This is a genomic window from Aeromonas sp. L_1B5_3 (assembly GCF_963866575.1).
Lineage (GTDB): Bacteria > Pseudomonadota > Gammaproteobacteria > Enterobacterales > Aeromonadaceae > Aeromonas > Aeromonas jandaei.
The window spans coordinates 34,553-54,274 of record NZ_CAWMDN010000116.1 but is presented as its reverse complement, the minus strand read 5'-3'; the positions used below and the strand labels follow the sequence as shown (position 1 = coordinate 54,274).

The window sequence follows — 19,722 nt, the reverse complement described above, 5'->3', positions numbered from 1 at the left end:
GGCCTCTGCGAACAAATCGCAGCAGACCATCCGGAATAAGACTGACCGCTCGCTGAGTCATGGGTTAGCCCTTGGAGGGATACCATTTGTCGAGCAGGTCGGCGGAACGCTGCAACTCGTTCTGCCAGGTGCCATCTTCCACCACAGTCGGCTTGAGCAGAATCACCAGCTCTACCTTCCTGTTGCTTTCACTGCGGTTGGTAAAGGCTTCGCCCACCCAGGGGATATCACCCAGTAACGGCACCTTGCTGACAGCCTCCTTCTTGTCAGTCTTCATCAAACCACCGATCACAATGATGTCGCCATTTTTGGCCTGTACCACGGTATCGGACTCACGAATAGAGCTCTTGGCGAGTGGTAATTCCAGGATGTCGCTGTCAGTCACCTTGATGGTCTTGGTTTGCTCTTCGGTATCAATGACTGAGGGGTGAATATGCAGCAGCACTTTACCCTCTTCATCGATCTGTGGCGTGACATCGAGAGAGATACCCGAGAAGAAAGGAGTCAGCTCAACATTGGGCGTAGTTCGGTCACCACTCGCCGTACTCACCGTTGTAGTCGAAGCATTGGTGACAAAATATTCGTCGGTACCGACTTTAATCACCGCCTTCTGGTTATTGGTGGCGGTAACGCGCGGGCTGGAGAGGGTATTCACATCGCCCTGGGTCTTGAGCAGATTGACGGTCACATCGAAGTTGCCGTCGGAGATCTTGAAGCTGGCTCCACCACCGAGCGCGGTAAAGATCTGGTTGGATGTACTGGGCAACTGAGTATTTGCCAGAGAGCCGCCAGTGGTCATCCCCTTGCCATCGGCAGTTGCAGAGAGTTTGTTCCAGTTCACTCCCTGCTCATAGCCTTCGTTAAGCGAGACTTCAAGAATCCGAGCCTCCAGCACCACCTGACGCTTAAGATGATCTTCCGACTGGCTGAGGAACTCACGCACTGCCTTGAGCTCTTTAGGATAGGCCCGCACCGTCACCAGACCCGCCTGTGGGCTAGTGATCACGGCTCGTCCATCCCCGTTACCAATCAGCGTCTGCAGTGCATCGCGCAGATCTGTCCAGTAGTCGCTATTGCTGTCGGTCTCGATCCGGGTGCCATTGCCACTGTTGTTCGAGTTGCTCGAGTTATTTGTCGTGCTATTAGTCGTGCTGTTGCTGGATGAGCTGTCGAAATTGCTGTTGCTACCGTTGTTGTTGTCATTGGCGGTCACCCCGCCAGTACTGACCGAGGTGCGGGAGAGGCCGCGGCGGGAGAGCATCAGATAGTTGACCGGGATGGTCTCGGTACGCAGGCCCGCAGGCCCGCAGGATAGATATGGAAAACACTCCCCTTGCGCTGCACGTCGAAGCCATACATATCGCCAACTACCGCCAGCACTTCGGGCAGGGTGACATCTTTCAGTTCGACCGAGACCAGCCCGGAGACCCCGGGATGCACCGCCACGCTATAGCGGGAGCCCTTGAACAGGGAACCGAAAAACTCCACCGCCTCCACGTCATGGGCAGCAATACGCAGCCGCTTCTCCGGCATGGCAACCGGCATCTGCGGCCGGTTCAGTTGCAGCAACTCGCTCTGCACCGACTTGGGCAGCGTGGTCAGGGGGGCATTTTGCTGCTTCTGCTGCTCATTCATCGCCTGCTTGAGCGCGTCCTTGGCCTGGGTTGGCTCTGGGTGCTTGTAGGTAGTGCAACCTGCGGCCATCATGGCCAAGGTGATCAGACAGAAACGGTGTATTTTCATGTAATTAGTGCACCCTGCAATGAAACTCGATAAACCCGGCTTACCTGCCAATGGCTAGTGCGGCTCAAACCCTGATCTTGCTGGCAAACAGTGCCACCGAATGGCGTTTTCCCGCCTTCTCCAGCACCACCGCATCGGCATTGATGGCCACCAGCTTGTAGCCGTCCACCTGCTGCCCGACCCGATAACTCTTGCCATTGAGCACCGCCAGTGCCGGGCCATTACCCAGCATGATGCTCTGCAGCTTCGGCAAGCCGGCGCTGTTCTGGCCGGTTGCACTCGCGCCAACCGCCACATCGGCCAAGGGCGCAGTGGGATCCTGCAACACTTCGACCGGCTCGGCTTGCGCCAGCAACGCAAAGAGGCACGCCCCCAATGCCAACCATCTAGCCACGAATAAACTCCTTGCTGGTACTCAGGGTGTAGATCTCCATCTCCACCACAGCCCCCGGATAGGCTTTCACCTGATAATCGAACTGTTTCCAGTAAAAGTGGCGAGGCAACGCCTCCAGCGCCTTGAGATATTGATACACATCGAAATAGCCGCCTTCCAGCTGGAGACGGATACCGTGTTTGTAAAGATTGACCTTCTGCCCCTGCTCTCCGGCCATCAGTGGCGTCGGCTCCAGTGAACTGAGTGCCAGCATATGGAGATTGGCAGAGCGGGAGAGCAGCGCCTCCAGCACCTGCGGCATCTCGTGCGCCGGGATCAGGTCGACAGTCTGGGCCTTGAGCGCCTCATCGACAGCGGCAAGATCACTATCCACCCGGGCCAGCTGTTCACGAACCCCCTGATTGGGATCCCGTTGCAGACGAGCCTGCTTGCCCAGATTCTCCAGCCCCAGTATCTCGAGGTCGCGTTCGGCCGCGCTCAGGGCCATGCGATCCTGCCGCAGCCGGGTATCAGCCCCATCCAGCCAGCCATAGACGCAGGCAGCCACCAGCAGCACCAGCCCGGTCAGCAGGATCAGCACCCGCTCCCGCTGGCTCAGGGCGTTAATTCGCCGGGACCACTCCTGCCATTGTGCTTTCAGGTTCATCAGGGCTTCTCCCGCGCAATGCCACTCAACTGGAACGCAAGACGCCCCTCCTTGTCACGACTCAGGGTCAACTCGCCAAACTCCCTGCCCATCAGGGTCGGTGCCTGCTTGAATCGGTTGACCCAGGCCGGCACATCCTGACTGCGACCGGCAAAGCCGGAGAGATTGATCCGCCCTTCGAGGATCTCGATCCGTTGCAGGGAGAGATTGCTGCTGCGAATGCGGGAGAGATCGGCCATCACTCCGGCATACCCCTGCGATTTTTGCAGGGATAAGGATCCCAGCTGGCGCAGCAGCTCCTGTCTGGCCCCCAGATCATCCTGCTTGTTGAGCAACTGCTGCTGCAGAGCCGGATCGGCCAGATGGCGCGCCAGATCTGCATCGAGCCGCTGCGCCTCGCTGCGCTTGAGCGCCAGCTCGGCGTTGACCTGTGCCAGCGCCCTGCTGACACTGTGCTGCTGCCAGCTGTAACCGGCGCCGACCAGCAAGATGACAAGCAGGGTGATGCCCCATGCCAGCACCATCTGGTTGAGGCTGGCCCACTGCCGTTTGGGGTGAAACTCGGCGCCATAGAGGTTTATCTGACGTTTCATCAGGCATCCTCCCCGATGGCGGCAGCATAAGCCGAGAGGTATTCGACACCGGCCAGTACCGCCTTGTTGGCCATGGCGGAGACAGCGAGGCCGAAGGTATGCTCCATGTGGCGAACCAGGGTGCCGATAAAGGGCGAGGCGACGGCCAGCTGCATCTGGCCAATCTCCGGCAGTTTGAGCTGGCCGACCAGATAATCGAACGAGCGCTGGATCTCCAGCGCCAGCGAGTCGAGCAACATGCTGTCAGGCTCCTGTTCGCCGGTCAGGGAGGCAAAGCCGCGCAACTGGCGGGAGAAGCAGAGCCCCCCCTGATGGAAAACCAGCAGTTGCAGATCCTGCCCCTTCGGCTGCCAGAGCAGCATGCGCACCGCCTCATCCGCCTCATAGAGGGAGGTCAGCGCCAGCTCGTCACTGATAATGGATTGCAGGGTGGCAATGCCGTTGATCGCCTCCGCCAGTTGCTGCACCCTGCTTTTAGGCAGGCAGATGACATTGATCCGCGGTCGACCGGCGGGTGGAGTGGGCAGATCCACATAATCCATCGCCAGCTGCAGCACCGGCTCGTTGACATAATCCTTGATGGCCCAGGGGAGCGCCCCCGCCATTTCGGCATCGGGGACGGCGGGCTTGTCGATCTGGATCTGCTGATAGAGCGGGGCGGCCAGGGCAACGCGTACCCGGGATTTGGCAAGGCCGTGGCGAGTGAAAAGTTCGTTGACGGCGAGCGGCCACTCTTGCGGGCTGTTGATGGCGCGCGTAGCAAACACTGGGGGATTGCCCACAGCTGCCAGCATGATCCTGTCATTGGCCAGCAAGAGCCCCACCTGGCGGCTTGGCGTCGACCGTCTGAACAGTTGTTTCATGTAAGCCCGCCCGTCATTAGTGATTAAATGAGTGAAACATTAACATAAACAGCAGATTAGCCTCCAGACAAAAGAGGGACTCACCATTGCAAGCCAACCCTTCACCGTCGGCGTTTGAAATCAGTGCCATTGGCCCGTCACCACTGCAAGCGATCCACCATCCACTGCTGGCCCGCTATGGCGTCGAGCTCTGGTGCAAACGGGACGATCTGCTCCACCCGCTCATCTCCGGCAACAAGTGGCGCAAGCTCAAGTACCATCTGCACCATGCCCGCGAACACGGCAAACGCCACCTGCTCTCCTTTGGTGGCGCTTACTCCAATCATATCCATGCCCTGGCCGCTGCTGGCCATCAATTTGGCCTTCGTACTACAGGTATCATACGGGGCGAAAGTGACTCAGTCAGCAACTCTACCCTGAGCGATGCCAGACGCTGGGGCATGGATCTCGTTTTTGTCGATCGGCAGAGCTACCGGCGGCGGCAGGAGCCGGAATGGCTGGCTCAATTTGAAGCCGCGGACACCCTCATCGTTCCCGAAGGCGGGAGCAGCCCGCTGGCCATCCCCGGTGTCGCTGAACTGGTTGGCGAAGTGCCCTTCTCGCCGGATCTCTGGGTGCTGCCCTGCGCCAGCGGCGGCACCCTGGCCGGCCTGATTGCCGGCAAGCGGGAAAGGGAGCAGATCCTCGCCATAGCCGTGCTCAAGGGAGGCGACTTTATCGCCGACGAAGTGCGCCGCCTCTACTCCGCCGCCGCCACAACCCCAGGCTGGCAGATCGCACTGGATCATCACGATGGAGGTTACGCCAGATTCAGCCCGGCGCTCTGGCAGTGGGTACAGGCCTTCAGCGCCGAAACCGGTCTGCCGCTGGAACCCATCTACAGCGGCAAGGCAATGTACGGGCTGTTTCGCGAGCTGGCTGCGGGTCGCATAGCCCCGGGCAGCAGGATCGTCTTTATCCACACCGGTGGCATGCAGGGGCTGGCCGGGCTCAGAGAGCAGGGCCGCCTCTGAGACATCAGGCCTCGGCCGGTTCCATCACCAGTCGCTCGGGCAGCGCAAACCAGGGGCCCTGCCCCGCATGTACCCCAAGGTGGCGCAGCATCTTCCACTCGTCACCACTCTCGACCCCAACAGCCAATACCCGGGTCGGGGTATTGGCGCAGCCGCCCACCAGACTGCGCACCGCCATCTGGTTCACCTGGCGAGCGTGGATCTCCCGCACCAGGCTGGGGTGGAGCTTGAGGAAGTTGATTTCGAACTCCTTGATGTACTGGGTGCTCACCACATCCTGGCCGGCATGATCGATGGCCAGCATGCATCCGAGCATCCGCAGGGAGCGCAGCGGTCGCTTGAGGGCTTCGAAATGGCGGGTAACCTGCGCCTCGGAGAGCTGCAGGATCAGCCGCTCGTTGGTACTGCGCGGCAGCTGGAACAGAGCGAAGAAGAGCCAGCGCTGGAAGTCGCGATGGAGCAGGCTCTGGGCGCTGAGAGCCAGACTGACCGGACAGCTCTGGTCGGAGCGCTGACGCAGCAACGCCAGGGTCTGTTCCGCCACCAGCCGATCCAGCTGGAGCAACAGCCCCACCTTCTCGGCCATCGGCATGAAGATCCCGGCCGGCAGCGGCCGCCCCTGCTCATCCTCAAGATAGGTGAGCAACTCCTGCTGCAGCACCACCTGCCCGCGATCCTGCTGGATCGGCTGGATATAGAACTCGATGGCCTGCTCCTCGAGGCGGCGGCTGAGCAGAGTACGCCAGCGCACCGTCCCCTTGCTGCTCTGCTCCTCATCCAGCTGCTTTTCGTAGAGGAACCAGCCGTTATGCCCTTGCAGACGGGCGCTCTTGAGGGCCAGCTCCGCCTCCTCCTGTACCTTGAGCAGGGAGTCCTGCGACTGATAGCAGACGGCACCGAGATAAACTGCAGTCTCCGGATTAACCTCCTGCGGCCAATGGAGACGCTGCAGGCTCTTGAGCAGCTGACTGGCACTGTCCACCATCTCGCTTTCGGACATATTGGGCAGCAGCACGGCAAACACTTGCCCAGCATAGCGGGCCTGCAGGGCACCACTGTGTTTGCGCACGAAAGCCCCGATAGTAGCGCTTGCCTCCAGCATCAGGTCATGACCCAGCAGATCGAACTGCTCGGCCTCCAGATCCTCGAGACAGGCGAGATCGATCAGCAGCACGCCGCCGCTCATCACGCTCGCCTCCATGATGGCGCTTTCAAGCCGGTTATCGAAAAAGAGACGGTTGCCAATGCCGGTCATCTTGTCGACGAAAGCATTGCTGCGGATGAAGTTGTCGAAGCGGCTGCGCTCCTTGCGGGCATCCGCCAGCTCGGCCAGCAGATGGTCGAGCGCCTGACTGGCGGCAACCGGCCACTCTTCGGCAGGGTCGTGATTCAGTTTGGAGAGTTTGTCATCGAGGATCAGCTGGGCACGCTCGGCCAACAACTCGGCACCGCGTAGTTGCTGGCGCAGCCAGCGAATGGAGTACCAGAGGCCGAACACCACGATAAAGACGCCGAAGGAGATACCGGACATCGCCTTGATGGAGTACTCCGCCTCCTTGAAGGGGCGCTCCAGCTTCAGATTGGCCTGCATGCCGGCCTGATGGATAAGCGCCTTGCTGTATGGCAGCAACAACTGATCATCGACCGAACGCTGCACATCGCGAAACCAGTAGACACGCTGATCGTTCTGGCGCACCTCCAGCTCGACGACGTGGGAAGCGCGCAGCAGGGTGGGCAGCCAGTGACTCATCTCGTTCATGTCATGGGAGACATCGAGCTGCTTGTCGATCACCTCGACCAGCGCATCGACCTTCTTCTGCTGCAGCTCCATCCCCAGCTCGCGAAAGCTGAACACGCCGCCAATCAGCACGGTCGCCATGGCGGCAATCACGCACAGGGTGATAAACGAGACAAGCTGTGTAGTCAGTTTCATGCGCCTTTCCGTATGCCCAGCATCATCCATGTGACCTCATGGTAGCAGCGGCGATCAGCGCCCTGCTATGGATGGAGATCCCGCTTCTGCAATTTCAAAGGGGCGAGGATACCGAAAGCGGGGGGAGATTACCAAGCGCGGAGCACACGAAGAGAGAAGAGCGGAAAATGGCAGAAAGAAAAATGGTCCCTGAAAAGGGACCAAAAGGAACACTCATATCAAAACTAACACTCTGTGCTACTGACAAAAAACAGATACAGGAGTATTGAACACACGGTGAGTCAAACCGCGGGGCTACTCTAATGCAGTTCGGATAAGTCGGGCAATTGTCATTTATGACAGGTTAACGATTGAATCTCTCAATAACAAAGATACAAAATCATTTAAAATCATTACGTTAATAATTTAATCAAGGCAACTAATAATCCCGCTTCAAATTGATTGTACTAATGCAATAAACTCGATGTTGCCCATATGGGCCCAACCATACAGCAGGTCGCCCCATGCGCACCCCATCAATACTTATCTATTTGTTATTGTTGGTTTTTCCTGTTCTTTTCGGTCAACCGATTGCGTACTGGCTGGCTGAGCCTCTTGCAGAAAGAATGCAGGAGCAGAAGATGGCCGAGATAAAGCAGGCCAACATCGAACGCTACAAAATTATTAACGAGATTCTCTCTACCCAGTTGAAACAGTTCGAGTTCAACTGCGGCGCCAAGGATATGGCGTTACTGCGTAACCCCCGTTTTTACAACACCCATATTCGCCTGCAAGGGTTGGAGCTTGGCTCGGGGCAGGTTTGCTCCAGCCTGGGGCAAGGAATCTCGATTGCCATCAGCCCACAACCTGATGACATCGCCATAGGCCCGTTCGGCCTGACCGCCACACCACCCGGCTTCAATACGGAACAGGAACTGGTGGTCTATTACAGAGCCACCAACGGCAACATTGCCTATTGGGTGCTGGACAACAGCTGGATCCACGAAATCCTTCAGACCCCCTGTGCTGACTGCTTCTATCTCGAATTCAACCTGATCAACAAAGATTCGTACGTCCCCATGCTGCCGCGTGGAGACAAACGAATCAAACAGGAGCCAGGCCCGAACAGTATCGACTCTTATGAACCTAACACCTTGACCAAACAGACGTTGTGGGCAGGCCAGGCGCTGACACGTTATGCCAGAGCGCAGGCTGAAACCCTGGCTTTATGGATTGGCGTTGCGCTGGGTATTCTGCTGGCTGGAGCCTACTGGTTGCATCGCCACTATCAGCGCTCGCTGCAAGGACTGTTGCAGATCGGTTTGAAAAATCAGGAATTTGAACCTTTCTACCAACCGGTAGTGGATAGCCGAACCGGAGAAGTCGTTGGCTTCGAGGCGCTGCTGCGCTGGCGCCGCAGGGGGGAGCTGGTTCCTCCCGGCGCCTTTATCGACTATATCGAAGAGCAGGGGCTGATCCTGCCGATAACAGCCCAATTGCTGGAGCGGGTACTCACAGACCTCTCCTCTATGGCGGCAACTCAGTGGGTCAGCGTCAATCTGGTGGCGGCCCATGTCGAGCAGCCTCTACTGCGCAACCTGCTGCAACAGCATCAGTGGCCCTCCCCCGCCCAGCTCACCTTTGAACTGACCGAGCGCAAACCCCTGACCGATATCAAGAGTGCTACCAGCGAGATCAATGCCCTGCAAGAGCGGGGCTATCACATCAAACTGGATGACTTTGGCACCGGCTATGGCGGCTTCGCCTATCTGCAGAGCCTCGGGATCCGCCAGATCAAGATCGACAAGATGTTCGTCGACACCATAGGCACTGACGACCTCAAACGCAGCGTGCTGGATGCCATCATCGCCTTTGGCCGAGAGTCGGGGATGGAGATGATTGCCGAGGGGGTCGAGACCCGGGAGCAGGTCGACTACCTGTATCGACAGGGAGTCTATCTGATACAGGGCTATGTCTTTGGCAAGCCCATGCCGCTGCAGGAGCTGCTGCTCTGGCAACAGGCCTTCCGCCAACCCATGGCGGAAACGGCCTGACGACAAAGAAGAGAACGCTCTTTCCCGGAGCTTGCTCCGGGATCACTCACTCAGCGGCAGGATAGCGGTACTCACCACCGCGAAAACGGGCCCAGAGGCAGTCGCCCAGATCAAAATGCCACCACTCGCCGGGATAGTTGCTGAACCCTTCCCGCCGCATCAGCCAGAACAGCAGACGGCGGTTGTCACGGATCCGCAACCGCCGCGCCTCGCTCATTCCCGCACAGGGGCGTTCGAAATAGTCGCTCTCGGCCCGCTCGCTGATATCGTCAAAGCCGGTACCAAAGTCGAGCGGCTCGCCACTCGCCAGATCGTGCAGCAGCAGATCGATGGCTCCGCCCGACAGATGGGGCGGTACCGGATAGTGACCGGGGTCAGAGGGATGGGCACAGAAACGGCGAGTCTCCTGCTCAAGCCGGGCGCCATCGCAGTCGAGATTGGCTGCGGCAATTTCGCCCTTGATCCGCTCGAAGATGGCCAGAGACGTGGCGCGACTGCGAAATCCGTCGAGCAAGGTGAGCCCCAATCCCGCAGGCAGCGCTGCGGCTACCCGCGCCAGCGCTTTGGCAACCGGCTCCCGCACCCGGATCTGCGGCTCACTGCCCGCCAGACCGAGCCGGTAATAGACGGGATCGATGCGGATCCTGGCGCTGGCGGCCACGATCACAAGCGGATCACTGGCCGAGAGCGCCGCCTGTTCGGCAGTGCTGGCCGGTTCATAGTCGTGAGAGATGGGTGGCAACGGCATCAAATGGACTCCTGAGCAGAGGGGGAGCCATTTCAGCAGAGCCTTGCCAGCGGGACAAGCCTGCCATCGGCACCGCCACAAACCGAGACCTCTTCCGCTCCAGGCCCCCGATTTACATCTGTTAACAAAATGGGCTGCCCCTCGAGGCCAAGAGCTTTTATCATAAGGGGCTGGTTAGGGTGCAACCGCCCGTTGCACATTCCATTCATCTCCCGACCCACCGGTCGCCCCAGAAGAGAACCATTGCCTATGAAGACAGTTATCCGGCAAGAGATTGCCCTGCCCGTCGGCCTGCTCACCCTGCTCTTTTTCAAGACGCTGGGCAGCGACCTGCTGACAGAGACAACTCCGCTCGGGATCTATCTTCCTGTGTCGGCGGGGCTGCTTGCCATCGTCACCTGGGCCATCTTCTCGGTGGTGCGCCACTCCGATGCCCTCGCCATCAAGCTGGGCGAACCCTTTGGCACCCTGATCCTCACCCTCTCGGTCATCTCGCTGGAGGTGGTGATGATCTCCTCGGTCATGCTGACCGGCGAGCCCAATCCGGTGATGGCCCGCGACACCATGTTCGCCGTGGTGATGCTGGTCACCAACGGTCTGGTCGGCTTCACTCTGCTGTTTGGCGGCTGGCGCTACCACACCCAGAGCTTCAATCTGGACGGGGTCAAATCCTATCTGGTGGCCATCATCCCGCTCGCCCTGCTCTGTCTGGTGCTGCCCAACTTCACCGAAGGGGGCACGGTTGGCAGCATGTCGCGCGCCATGTCATGGATGCTCATCACCATCTCGATCCTGCTCTACGGGGTCTTCCTGCTAATCCAGACCCGCAGCCACAGCCACTTCTTTGTCGACAGCGATCACGAGGATTACGAGGAGCACCACGGCCCGCTGCAGAGCAACGTCTATCACACCCTGCTGCTGCTCGCCTATCTGGTGGTGGTGATCCTGTTGGCCAAGACCCTGGCCATCCCCATCAACTACGGGGTCAAAGTGCTGTCAGCACCGCAGGCGCTCGGCGGCTTTATCGTGGCCTGTATCGTGCTGGCTCCCGAGGCGGTTGGCGCCATCAAGGCCGCCATCAACAATCAGCTGCAGCGGGCCATGAACCTCTACTTCGGCTCGGTGCTGGCCACCATAGCCCTCACCGTCCCGGCCGTGCTGTTTATCGGCTCCATGCTGGGTCAGGAGGTGCGCCTGGGCCTCTCCGCTGCCGACATGGTGCTGCTCATCACTACGCTCATGGTGTGCAAGGTGACTTTCAGCAGCGGCCGTACCAATGTGCTGCACGGCGCCACCCATCTGGTGCTGTTCGTGGTCTATCTGTTCCTGATGTTCGAGCACCAGTGACCGACTATCGCAGAGACGAAAAGACCGCCCGATTGGGCGGTCTTTTGTTATCAGCGCCGGGATCTCACGGACACCAGTGAAGCGTCTTCCCCCTCATCCCATCCCCTTCTCCCGCCAGGGGAGAAGGGGAATCGAGGCTTACAGACTGGGTAGCACCCCGGCCGGAACCAGATCGTTGTAGCTGGCACGGCCCAGCAGCGCGGCAGCAGCCTCGATATCGGGGGCAAAGTACCTGTCCTTGTCGTAGAAGGGGACATGAGCGCGCAGCCGCCCCTTGGCTACTTCCACCCCCTCGCTGGCCCGCAGCGGAGCACGGAAATCGAGCCCCTGCGCCGCCGCCAACAGTTCGACCGCCAGAATGCCACGGGTGTTCTCGGCCATGTCCGCCAGCCGGCGGCCGGCGAAGGTCGCCATGGAGACATGATCCTCCTGATTGGCGGAGGTGGGCAGGCTGTCTACCGAGGCCGGATGGGCCAGGGTCTTGTTCTCGGAGGCGAGCGCCGCCGAGGTGACCTGAGCGATCATGAAGCCGGAGTTGACCCCGCCATTGTTGACCAGAAACGCCGGCAGGCCGGACATCCGCGAGTCGATCAGCAGTGCCATCCGCCGCTCGGAGAGCGAGCCGATTTCGGCGATGGCCAGCGCCAGATTATCGGCCGCAAAGGCCACCGGCTCGGCGTGAAAGTTACCGCCAGAGATGATCTCTTCGTCATCGGCAAACACCAGCGGATTGTCGGAGACCGAGTTGGCCTCGCACACCAACACCTCGGCCGCCTGACGGATCTGGGTCAGGCAGGCCCCCATCACCTGCGGCTGGCAGCGCAATGAGTAGGGATCCTGCACCTTCTCGCAGTTGTGGTGGGACATGCCGATCTCGCTGAGATCACCGAGCAGATGGCGATAAGAGGCAGCGGCATCGATCTGGCCACGCTGACCGCGTACCGCGTGAATGCGGGCATCGAACGGACGGCGGCTGCCAAGGGCCGCCTCCACGCTCATGGCACCGATGGTGATGGCTCCGGCGAACAGATCCTCGGCGTGGAACAGCCCTTCCAGCGCAAAGGCGGTGCTTGCCTGGGTGCCGTTGAGCAGCGCCAGCCCCTCTTTCGGTGCCAGCGCGATGGGCTCAAGCCCGGCGATCCGCAACGCTTCGCTCGCATCGATCTCGCGCCCATCGTGACGAGCCTTGCCTTCACCGATCAGCAGGCAGCTCATATGGGCCAGCGGCGCCAGATCGCCGGAAGCGCCGACGGAACCCTTCTTCGGCACCAGCGGATAGACCTCGGCGTTGACCAGCTTCATCAGCGCCTCCAGCACCGCCAGCCGGATGCCGGAGAAACCCCGCGCCAGCGAGTTGAGCTTGAGCACCATCATCAACCGCACGGTGGCGTCATCCATATAGGTGCCGATGCCCGCAGCGTGGGAAAGCACGATGGATCGCTGCAGCTCGTCGAGCTGATCCACCGGGATCCGGGTGTTGGCCAGCAGGCCAAAGCCGGTGTTGATGCCGTACACCACGCGTCCCTGCTCGATCACTCGGGAGACAGTGGCGGCAGAGGCGTGGATCGCCGGCAACGCCGCCGGATCCAGTGCAATGTGTACCGGCTCGCGGCTGACGCGACGCAGGGTGGCAAGATCCAGCTCGCCCGGGGTAATAGTCAATTCAAACATGGTGTTACACCTTTCCTTTGACACCGTTGGCGCCGTCAATCATCGGCAGATCCAGTTTCTCCTCGCGGGCGCAGTTGATGGCAATTTCGTAGCCCGCATCGGCGTGACGCATCACCCCGGTGGCCGGGTCGTTGCGCAGCACGCGACCGACGCGACGGGCCGCATCGTCGCTACCGTCACAGACGATCACCACACCGGAGTGCTGGGAGAAGCCCATGCCGACCCCGCCGCCGTGGTGCAGGGAAACCCAGGTCGCGCCACCAGCGGTGTTGAGCAGGGCGTTGAGCAGCGGCCAGTCGGAGACGGCATCGGAGCCATCCATCATCGACTCGGTCTCGCGGTTCGGGCTCGCCACCGAGCCGGAATCCAGATGATCGCGGCCGATGACGATGGGGGCTTTCAGCTCGCCGTTTTTCACCATCTCGTTGAAGGCCAGACCGAGGCGTACCCGATCCTTGACCCCGACCCAGCAGATCCGCGCCGGTAGCCCCTGAAACGCGATGCGCTCGCGGGCCATGTCGAGCCAGTTGTGCAGGTGAGGATCATCGGGGATCAGCTCTTTTACCTTCTGATCGGTCTTGTAGATATCTTCCGGATCGCCAGAGAGGGCCACCCAGCGGAACGGGCCTATCCCCTCGCAGAACAGCGGGCGGATATAGGCGGGGACGAAGCCGGGGAAGTCGAAGGCGTTTTTCACCCCCTCCTCAAGCGCCATCTGACGGATGTTGTTGCCGTAATCCAGGGTCGCCGCGCCGCGCTCTTGCAAGGTCAGCATCGCCTCCACCTGACGAGCCATGGAGCGGCGAGCGGCCAGATTCACCTCCTGCGGGGCACTCTGTTGCAGCTCGCGCCACTTTGCCACGCTCCAGCCCTGCGGCAGGTAGCCGTGCACCGGGTCGTGGGCGGAGGTCTGGTCGGTCACCACGTCAGGGGTGATGCCACGGGCCACCAGCTCGGCGAACACATCGGCGGCGTTGCCGAGCAGACCGACGGAGACGGCGCTGCCGCTCTGCTTGGCCTCTTCGACCATGGCCAGCGCCTCATCCAGGCTGTGCGCCTTCTTGTCCACATAACGGGTACGCAGACGAAAATCGATGCGGGTCTCGTCGCACTCCACGGCGATCATCGAGAAACCGGCCATGGTGGCGGCCAGCGGCTGGGCGCCGCCCATGCCGCCGAGACCACCGGTCAGGATCCAGCGCCCTTTGGGTTCACCGTTGAAGTGCTGATTGGCCACCGCGAAGAAGGTCTCGTAGGTGCCCTGCACGATCCCCTGGGTGCCGATATAGATCCACGAACCCGCAGTCATCTGGCCGTACATCATCAAGCCCTTCTTATCGAGCTCATTGAAGTGCTCCCAGTTGGCCCAATGCGGCACCAGATTGGAGTTGGCAATCAGCACCCGCGGCGCATCCTTGTGGGTCTGGAACACCCCGACCGGCTTGCCGGATTGCACCAGCAGGGTCTGGTCCTCCTCGAGCCGGGTCAGCACCTCGACGATCTTGTCAAAGCAGGCCCAGTTGCGGGCGGCGCGACCGATGCCGCCATAGACCACCAGCGACTGGGGATGCTCGGCCACCTCGGGGTCCAGGTTGTTCATCAGCATCCGCAGCGGCGCTTCGGTGAGCCAGCTCTTGGCGGTCAGTTCGGTGCCGCGCGGGGCACGGATCACGCGGTTCGGATCATGACGGGGATCCTGCTGTTGCACAGACATACACACTCCTTGTTGTATCAATAGGGTGTCTTCGGCGACGGGCGGCCAAAGGGTTAACGGGTCAACAGATGAACCAGCCGCGCGGCCACGCGGGCACTGCGGTTGTCCTGATCCAGCGTCGGGTTGTACTCGGCCAGATCGGCAAGCCTGAGCTTGCCGCTGGCCCGGATATGGGCGATCAGCGGTTCGATCACCGCCAGCTCCACGCCGCGGGCGGCGGGGGCACTCACTCCCGGCATCACGGCTCCGGGCAGCACATCAAGATCGATGGTCAGATAGAGGTGATCACAATCGGCGATAAAGGCGTCCAGCCCGCCTAGCAAGGCTGGCAGCTCGGTCTGAGTCATCGCCTCGTCCAGCACATGCCACACTCCCAGCGTCTTGGCTCGGGCAAACAGGGCTTGGGTATTGGCGGTCTCGGCCACCCCGAGGCAGGCGTAATGAAACGGCGTGCCCTGAGCGGCACACTGCTCGGCAATCTGGAAGAAGGGGGTGCCGGAGCTTGCCAATTCCTGCTTCATGCGCAGGTCAAAGTGGGCGTCGAGGTTGATGATCCCGACCCGCCCCTGACCCGCCAGATGCAGGTTGAGGCCACTCCAGCTACCGAAGGCCACCTCGTGACCACCCCCCAGCACCAGCGGGAAGTGGCCCAGATTGAGCGCAGCAGCGACCCGCTCGGCCAGACGGCCGTGGGCGGCATCGAGATCCCCATCGGTACAGCTCACATCCCCGCCATCGTAGACGGGTCGATTCAGGTGCCAGGCGGTATTGGCCAGCAGCTTGCGCACTGCCAGCGGCGCACCGGCGGCGCCGACACGCCCCTTGTTGCGGCGCACCCCTTCATCGCAGGCAAAACCGAGCAGCACTACACCTGCTGCCTCTTGTGCCCCGGCACCCCAGGGCTGCACCTTGTCATGCCAGCGCAGGGCCAGTTCGCCATCTTCCGGATCCTGTCGTCCCTGCCAGAGCGACATGTCGACCGGGTTGAACTTATCCATGGAGGGTCTCCTCGCCGTTGAAGATGCGGCCTGCCAGCTGATCGACGCCGACCATGTAGCTCAGCTCGGCCGGATGGGTGCAGTGCCAGATCAGGAAATCGGCCGCCATCCCCACCCTGAGCTGGCCAAGGCGCTCCTGTTCGCCAAGCGCTTTGGCGGCGTGGCGGGTCACCCCGACCATCGCCTCCACCGGAGTCAGACCAAACAGGGTACAGGCCATGTTCATCGCCATCCGCAGCGAGACGATGGGAGCCGTGCCCGGGTTGATGTCGGAGGAGACAGCCATCGCCACCCCCGCCTTGCGCAGCGCGGCGACCGGCGGCAGTTTGGTCTCTTTAAGAAAATAGAAGGCGGTGGGCAGCAGGGTAGCGACTACGCCGCGCTGGGCCAGCGCCAGGATCCCCTGCGGATCCAGATACTCCAGATGATCCACCGAAAGGGCGCCGAAGTTGGCGGCGAGGGTGCTGCCACCAAGGTTGGAGAGCTGATCCATATGCCCTTTCACCGGCAGGCCGTATTGATCCGCCGCCAGATAGACCTGCTCGGTCTGGGCCAGCGAGAAACCGATATGCTCGCAGAAGACATCCACCGCATCGGCCAGGCCCGCTTTGGCGGCGGCCGGGATAATCTCCTGACAGATGGTCTCGACCCAGCTGTCGGGGTCATCGCGATACTCCGGCGGCACCGCATGGGCCGCCAGCAAAGTGGTTTTGACCCGGATCGGCAACGCCTCACCCAGTCGGCGGGCCACCCGCAGCATCTTGAGTTCATCATCCAGCGTCAGACCATAGCCGGACTTGATCTCCACCGTGGTGGCCCCTTCGCGGATCAGGGATTTCACCCTCGGCAGCGCCAGCTCAAAGAGCTGCTCTTCACTGGCGGCGCGGGTAGCACGCACCGTGCTGATGATGCCGCCGCCCCGACGGGCGATCTCGGCATAGGGCACCCCCTGCTGGCGCAGCTCGAACTCCTCGGCACGGCTGCCGGCAAAGATGAGGTGGGTGTGGCAATCGATAAGGCCGGGGGTGACCAGCTTGCCCTGCATATCCAGCCAATGGGCGGGATACGGCCCCTTCAACTCGGCCATCGGCACCAGGGCGTGGATCTTGCCATCCTTCACGCCGATGGCATGGAGCGGCAGCAGACCGTAATCGGCCAGTCCGGCATTCAGGGTGGCGGGCGTCACGTTGAGCCAGACCCGCTCGCAGTTCAACAGTTCCTTGTTCATAGCGACCTCAAATGTATATACATATCCTTATAATCGATCCATCCGGCGAAAGAAAGAGCAGGATTCACAACCTGATAACAGCGTCACGCTTAGAGTTTAAGCACAAAAAAGCCCACCAGAGGTGGGCTTGAGAAGAATCGATTTGTATAGACAATTAAGACAGCTGCGCCTTGGAGCTCAGCTTGTAGCGGGAACCGGGGGAGAGCAATCTGGCGTAAGAGACCAGATGTCCTTCCGACCAGGTGCGCCTGTGCAACAATAGGCAGGGTGTATCCACGCGAATTTGCAACAATCCCGCCTCACCGGCACTCGGCAACACGGCTTCCACCACGTGCTCCATCTCGGAGAGGGGGCAAAGCTCCATCAGATAGCGATTGGGAGTCTGTTTCGTGAAATCCTGCTCGCCATAACCCGGCAGCCGCTCGGCATCAACGAAGCGCTCCTCCAGTTGCAGCGGCTCGCCATCAGCCTGATGGACGATGAGGCTGTGAAAGATAGGGGCACCAACCCGCAGCCCAAGCTGCACCGCCACCTTCTCGTCGGCGGCCAGCCGCTGCAACCGGATCACTCTGGCGCTGTATTCGCTGCCTCGCTCGGCAATCTCGTCGGCAATGTTGCGAATGGCCAGCAGCGGCGATTCGGTACGCCGATCCGCCACGAAGCTGCCGGATCCGGCGGTGCGCACCAGCCACCCCTCGGCCACCAGTTCACGCAGTGCCCGGTTGACCGTCATCCGGCTCACGGTGAACTGCTCGCACAGGGCCGCTTCGGTCGGGATCCTGTCCCCCGCCTGATAGTGGCGTTCGCGGATCCGATCCAGAATATGCTGCTTGATCTGCAGGTAGAGGGCGGGCGCCAACGGGATGCTCCTTAGCGCCGACGGTGGGGCGGACGCATGTCCGGCCAGGCGCGGTAGACGTCGGGGATCTGATCCGGCCCGCTGATGCAGAGATCGAGATCGTGCAGCAAGCCATCCTTGATCCCGTAGATCCAGCCGTGGACGGCCAGCTCCTGCCCCTTGCGCCAGGCGTTCTGGATGATGGTGGTGTGGCAGACGTTGGCCACCTGCTCGGCCACGTTCAGCTCGCACAGATAGTCGAAGCGCTCGTGCTCATCCTCGATGGCCTCCAGCTCTTCACCATATTTGAAGTAGACATCCTTGATGTTGCGCAGCCAGTTGTCGATGAGCCCCAACTCCTGATTCTGCATCGCCGCCTTGACCCCGCCGCAGCCATAATGGCCGCAGACGATGATGTGCTTCACCTTGAGCACTTCGACCGCATATTGCAGCACCGAGAGGCAGTTGAAGTCGGTGTGAACCACCAGATTGGCGACGTTGCGGTGAACGAAGACATCCCCCGGCAGCAACCCCATCAGCTGGTTGGCGGGCACCCGGCTATCGGAGCAGCCGATCCAGAGGTATTCGGGAGCCTGCTGGGCAGAGAGGGTGGCAAAGAAGGCGGGATCTTCCGCTTTGATCCGCTCGGCCCACTCACGGTTATTGGTAAACAGGTCCTTCAACAGTTTCACTTCTGCTCTCCATCATGTGGCTGTGGCGGCAACATAACATACCCAAGGGTTATCAGGGCAAGCCCCGATTACCGGCCGCAGAAACAAAAACAGGGCCATCAGGCCCTGTTTTCAACGCGGAGGCATCAAGCCTCCATGGCATCTTTCAGCTTCTTGAGCGCATTCTTCTCAAGCTGACGCACTCGCTCGGCAGAGACGCCGTAGGTATCGGCCAGCTCCTGCAGAGTGGTCTTGCTGTCATCATCGAGCCAGCGAGCGCGGATGATGTGCTGGCTGCGCTCGTCGAGAGAAGAGAGAGCCGAGCTCAGACGGCGGGTCGCATGATCGTCCCAGTTGTCATTCTCGATGGTCGCGGCCAGATCGGAGGATTTGTCCTCCAGATAGTGAACAGGTGCGAAACCGCCCTCATCTTCATCATCGCCAACCAGATCGAACGCCTGATCGTAGTTGCTCATGCGCGCTTCCATCTCGGTCACGTCACTCTCGGAAACCCCGAGATCGGCAGCCACGGCCTTCACCTCTTCGTGGTTCAGCCAGCCCAGACGCTTCTTGGATTTGCGCAGATTGAAGAAGAGCTTGCGCTGGGCCTTGGTGGTTGCCACCTTGACCATGCGCCAGTTGCGCAGAACATATTCGTGAATTTCGGCCTTGATCCAGTGCACGGCGAAGGAGACCAGACGCACGCCGACGCTCGGGTCGAAGCGCTTGACCGCCTTCATCAGACCGATGTTGCCTTCCTGTACCAGATCGGCCTGCGGCAGACCGTAACCGGCATAACTCTTGGCGACATGAACGACAAAGCGCAGGTGCGACATAACCAGCTGGCGGGCAGCCTCGAGATCGCCATCCTGCTGCAAACGCTCAGCCAGCTCACGCTCTTCCTCTGCGCTCAGCACCGGAATAGAGTTTACTGCCTGGATATAGCCTTCCAGACTACCTTGCGGAATCAAAGCCATAGTGCGCTGCAATGAAGTTCCCATCTGTTACCTCTTACTTTTCAATCGAACCAGTCTAACACCCCAAGAGGGACTGTCTACTGACCGGGTCTCATTCTGCGGCTTACATCATAGATCACAAGCCCAGCTTTAGACTGGCTTATCTTATGCCCGCAGGATGAATCATGAATGAACAGTCAAAAAAAGGGGGTCACAATGAAGGACCCCCGAAAAGTAGCATGCTAAGTCCATTGTTGCGGAGCTCGCAACCTTCACATGCTTGCCAAGTCTGACGAGCAAGGCATAGGGGCCACACTCGTATAAATTCGTTCA

General features: G+C 60.5%; 16 protein-coding genes and 1 pseudogene. 3 read left to right on the top strand and 14 right to left on the bottom strand.

The window, feature by feature from the left end; all coding sequences use genetic code 11:
- Positions 1-64: 64 nt before the first annotated feature.
- The 5 genes and pseudogenes from mshL to AACR93_RS12610 form a co-directional block, all read right to left on the bottom strand.
- A pseudogene (mshL, locus tag AACR93_RS12630) lies at positions 65-1,743 on the bottom strand (pilus (MSHA type) biogenesis protein MshL).
- Between the two features lie 64 nt (positions 1,744-1,807).
- The gene (locus AACR93_RS12625) at positions 1,808-2,137 is read right to left on the bottom strand and encodes a SctD/MshK family protein (protein WP_043851012.1); all 330 of its coding nucleotides are present in this window, start codon (positions 2,135-2,137) and stop codon (positions 1,808-1,810) included.
- Positions 2,130-2,783, bottom strand: coding sequence for a hypothetical protein (locus AACR93_RS12620; RefSeq protein ID WP_041209619.1), 654 nt, complete (start codon positions 2,781-2,783; stop codon positions 2,130-2,132). The genes AACR93_RS12625 and AACR93_RS12620 overlap by 8 nt, the downstream gene beginning before the upstream one ends.
- Positions 2,783-3,376, bottom strand: a complete 594-nt coding sequence (locus tag AACR93_RS12615) for a PilN domain-containing protein (RefSeq protein WP_043851011.1) — start codon at positions 3,374-3,376, stop codon at positions 2,783-2,785. Before AACR93_RS12615 ends, AACR93_RS12620 begins: the two co-directional genes overlap by 1 nt.
- Positions 3,376-4,239 carry a hypothetical protein gene (locus tag AACR93_RS12610; protein ID WP_043851010.1) on the bottom strand — a complete coding sequence of 288 codons (864 nt, stop codon included), beginning with the start codon at positions 4,237-4,239 and terminating at the stop codon, positions 3,376-3,378. Before AACR93_RS12610 ends, AACR93_RS12615 begins: the two co-directional genes overlap by 1 nt.
- 86 nt (positions 4,240-4,325) lie before the next feature.
- On the opposite strand from AACR93_RS12610, the gene AACR93_RS12605 reads away from it, so the two are divergent.
- On the top strand, positions 4,326-5,252 hold the full coding sequence (locus AACR93_RS12605) for a 1-aminocyclopropane-1-carboxylate deaminase/D-cysteine desulfhydrase (RefSeq protein ID WP_043851009.1): 927 nt from the start codon (positions 4,326-4,328) through the stop codon (positions 5,250-5,252).
- A 4-nt stretch (positions 5,253-5,256) separates the two neighbouring features.
- Here AACR93_RS12605 and AACR93_RS12600 read toward each other — a convergent pair whose 3' ends face one another.
- Positions 5,257-7,185 (bottom strand): EAL domain-containing protein, encoded by a 1,929-nt coding sequence (locus tag AACR93_RS12600; protein ID WP_033112567.1) that lies wholly within the window; start codon positions 7,183-7,185, stop codon positions 5,257-5,259.
- Positions 7,186-7,688: 503 nt separating this feature from the next.
- Here AACR93_RS12600 and AACR93_RS12595 point away from each other — a divergent pair.
- Positions 7,689-9,218, top strand: a complete 1,530-nt coding sequence (locus AACR93_RS12595; protein ID WP_043851007.1) for an EAL domain-containing protein — start codon at positions 7,689-7,691, stop codon at positions 9,216-9,218.
- Positions 9,219-9,264: 46 nt separating this feature from the next.
- On the opposite strand, the gene AACR93_RS12590 is transcribed toward AACR93_RS12595, so the two are convergent.
- A complete protein-coding gene (locus AACR93_RS12590; RefSeq protein WP_043851006.1) occupies positions 9,265-9,966 on the bottom strand; it encodes a M15 family metallopeptidase in 702 nt (233 codons plus the stop codon).
- Between the two features lie 249 nt (positions 9,967-10,215).
- Here AACR93_RS12590 and AACR93_RS12585 point away from each other — a divergent pair, with 249 nt between their 5' ends.
- A complete protein-coding gene (locus AACR93_RS12585) occupies positions 10,216-11,313 on the top strand; it encodes a calcium:proton antiporter (protein WP_043851005.1) in 1,098 nt (365 codons plus the stop codon).
- A 138-nt stretch (positions 11,314-11,451) separates the two neighbouring features.
- On the opposite strand, the gene hutH is transcribed toward AACR93_RS12585, so the two are convergent.
- From hutH to rpoH, 7 genes are all read right to left on the bottom strand, one after another.
- Positions 11,452-12,984 (bottom strand): histidine ammonia-lyase, encoded by a 1,533-nt coding sequence (gene hutH / locus AACR93_RS12580; protein ID WP_043851004.1) that lies wholly within the window; start codon positions 12,982-12,984, stop codon positions 11,452-11,454.
- A 4-nt stretch (positions 12,985-12,988) separates the two neighbouring features.
- A complete protein-coding gene (gene hutU, locus AACR93_RS12575) occupies positions 12,989-14,698 on the bottom strand; it encodes a urocanate hydratase (protein WP_043851003.1) in 1,710 nt (569 codons plus the stop codon).
- 53 nt (positions 14,699-14,751) lie between these two features.
- Positions 14,752-15,696: a formimidoylglutamase gene (hutG, locus tag AACR93_RS12570; protein ID WP_043851002.1), complete on the bottom strand. Its 945-nt coding sequence runs from the start codon at positions 15,694-15,696 to the stop codon at positions 14,752-14,754.
- Positions 15,689-16,924, bottom strand: coding sequence for an imidazolonepropionase (gene hutI, locus AACR93_RS12565; RefSeq protein WP_043851001.1), 1,236 nt, complete (start codon positions 16,922-16,924; stop codon positions 15,689-15,691). The genes hutG and hutI overlap by 8 nt, the downstream gene beginning before the upstream one ends.
- 154 nt (positions 16,925-17,078) lie before the next feature.
- Positions 17,079-17,783, bottom strand: a complete 705-nt coding sequence (gene hutC, locus AACR93_RS12560) for a histidine utilization repressor (RefSeq protein ID WP_042032267.1) — start codon at positions 17,781-17,783, stop codon at positions 17,079-17,081.
- An 11-nt stretch (positions 17,784-17,794) separates the two neighbouring features.
- Entirely contained in the window at positions 17,795-18,454 is a 660-nt protein-coding gene (gene can, locus AACR93_RS12555; protein ID WP_033112576.1) for a carbonate dehydratase, read from the bottom strand.
- Between the two features lie 125 nt (positions 18,455-18,579).
- Positions 18,580-19,434, bottom strand: coding sequence for an RNA polymerase sigma factor RpoH (gene rpoH / locus AACR93_RS12550; protein WP_041209606.1), 855 nt, complete (start codon positions 19,432-19,434; stop codon positions 18,580-18,582).
- Positions 19,435-19,722: the final 288 nt, after the last annotated feature.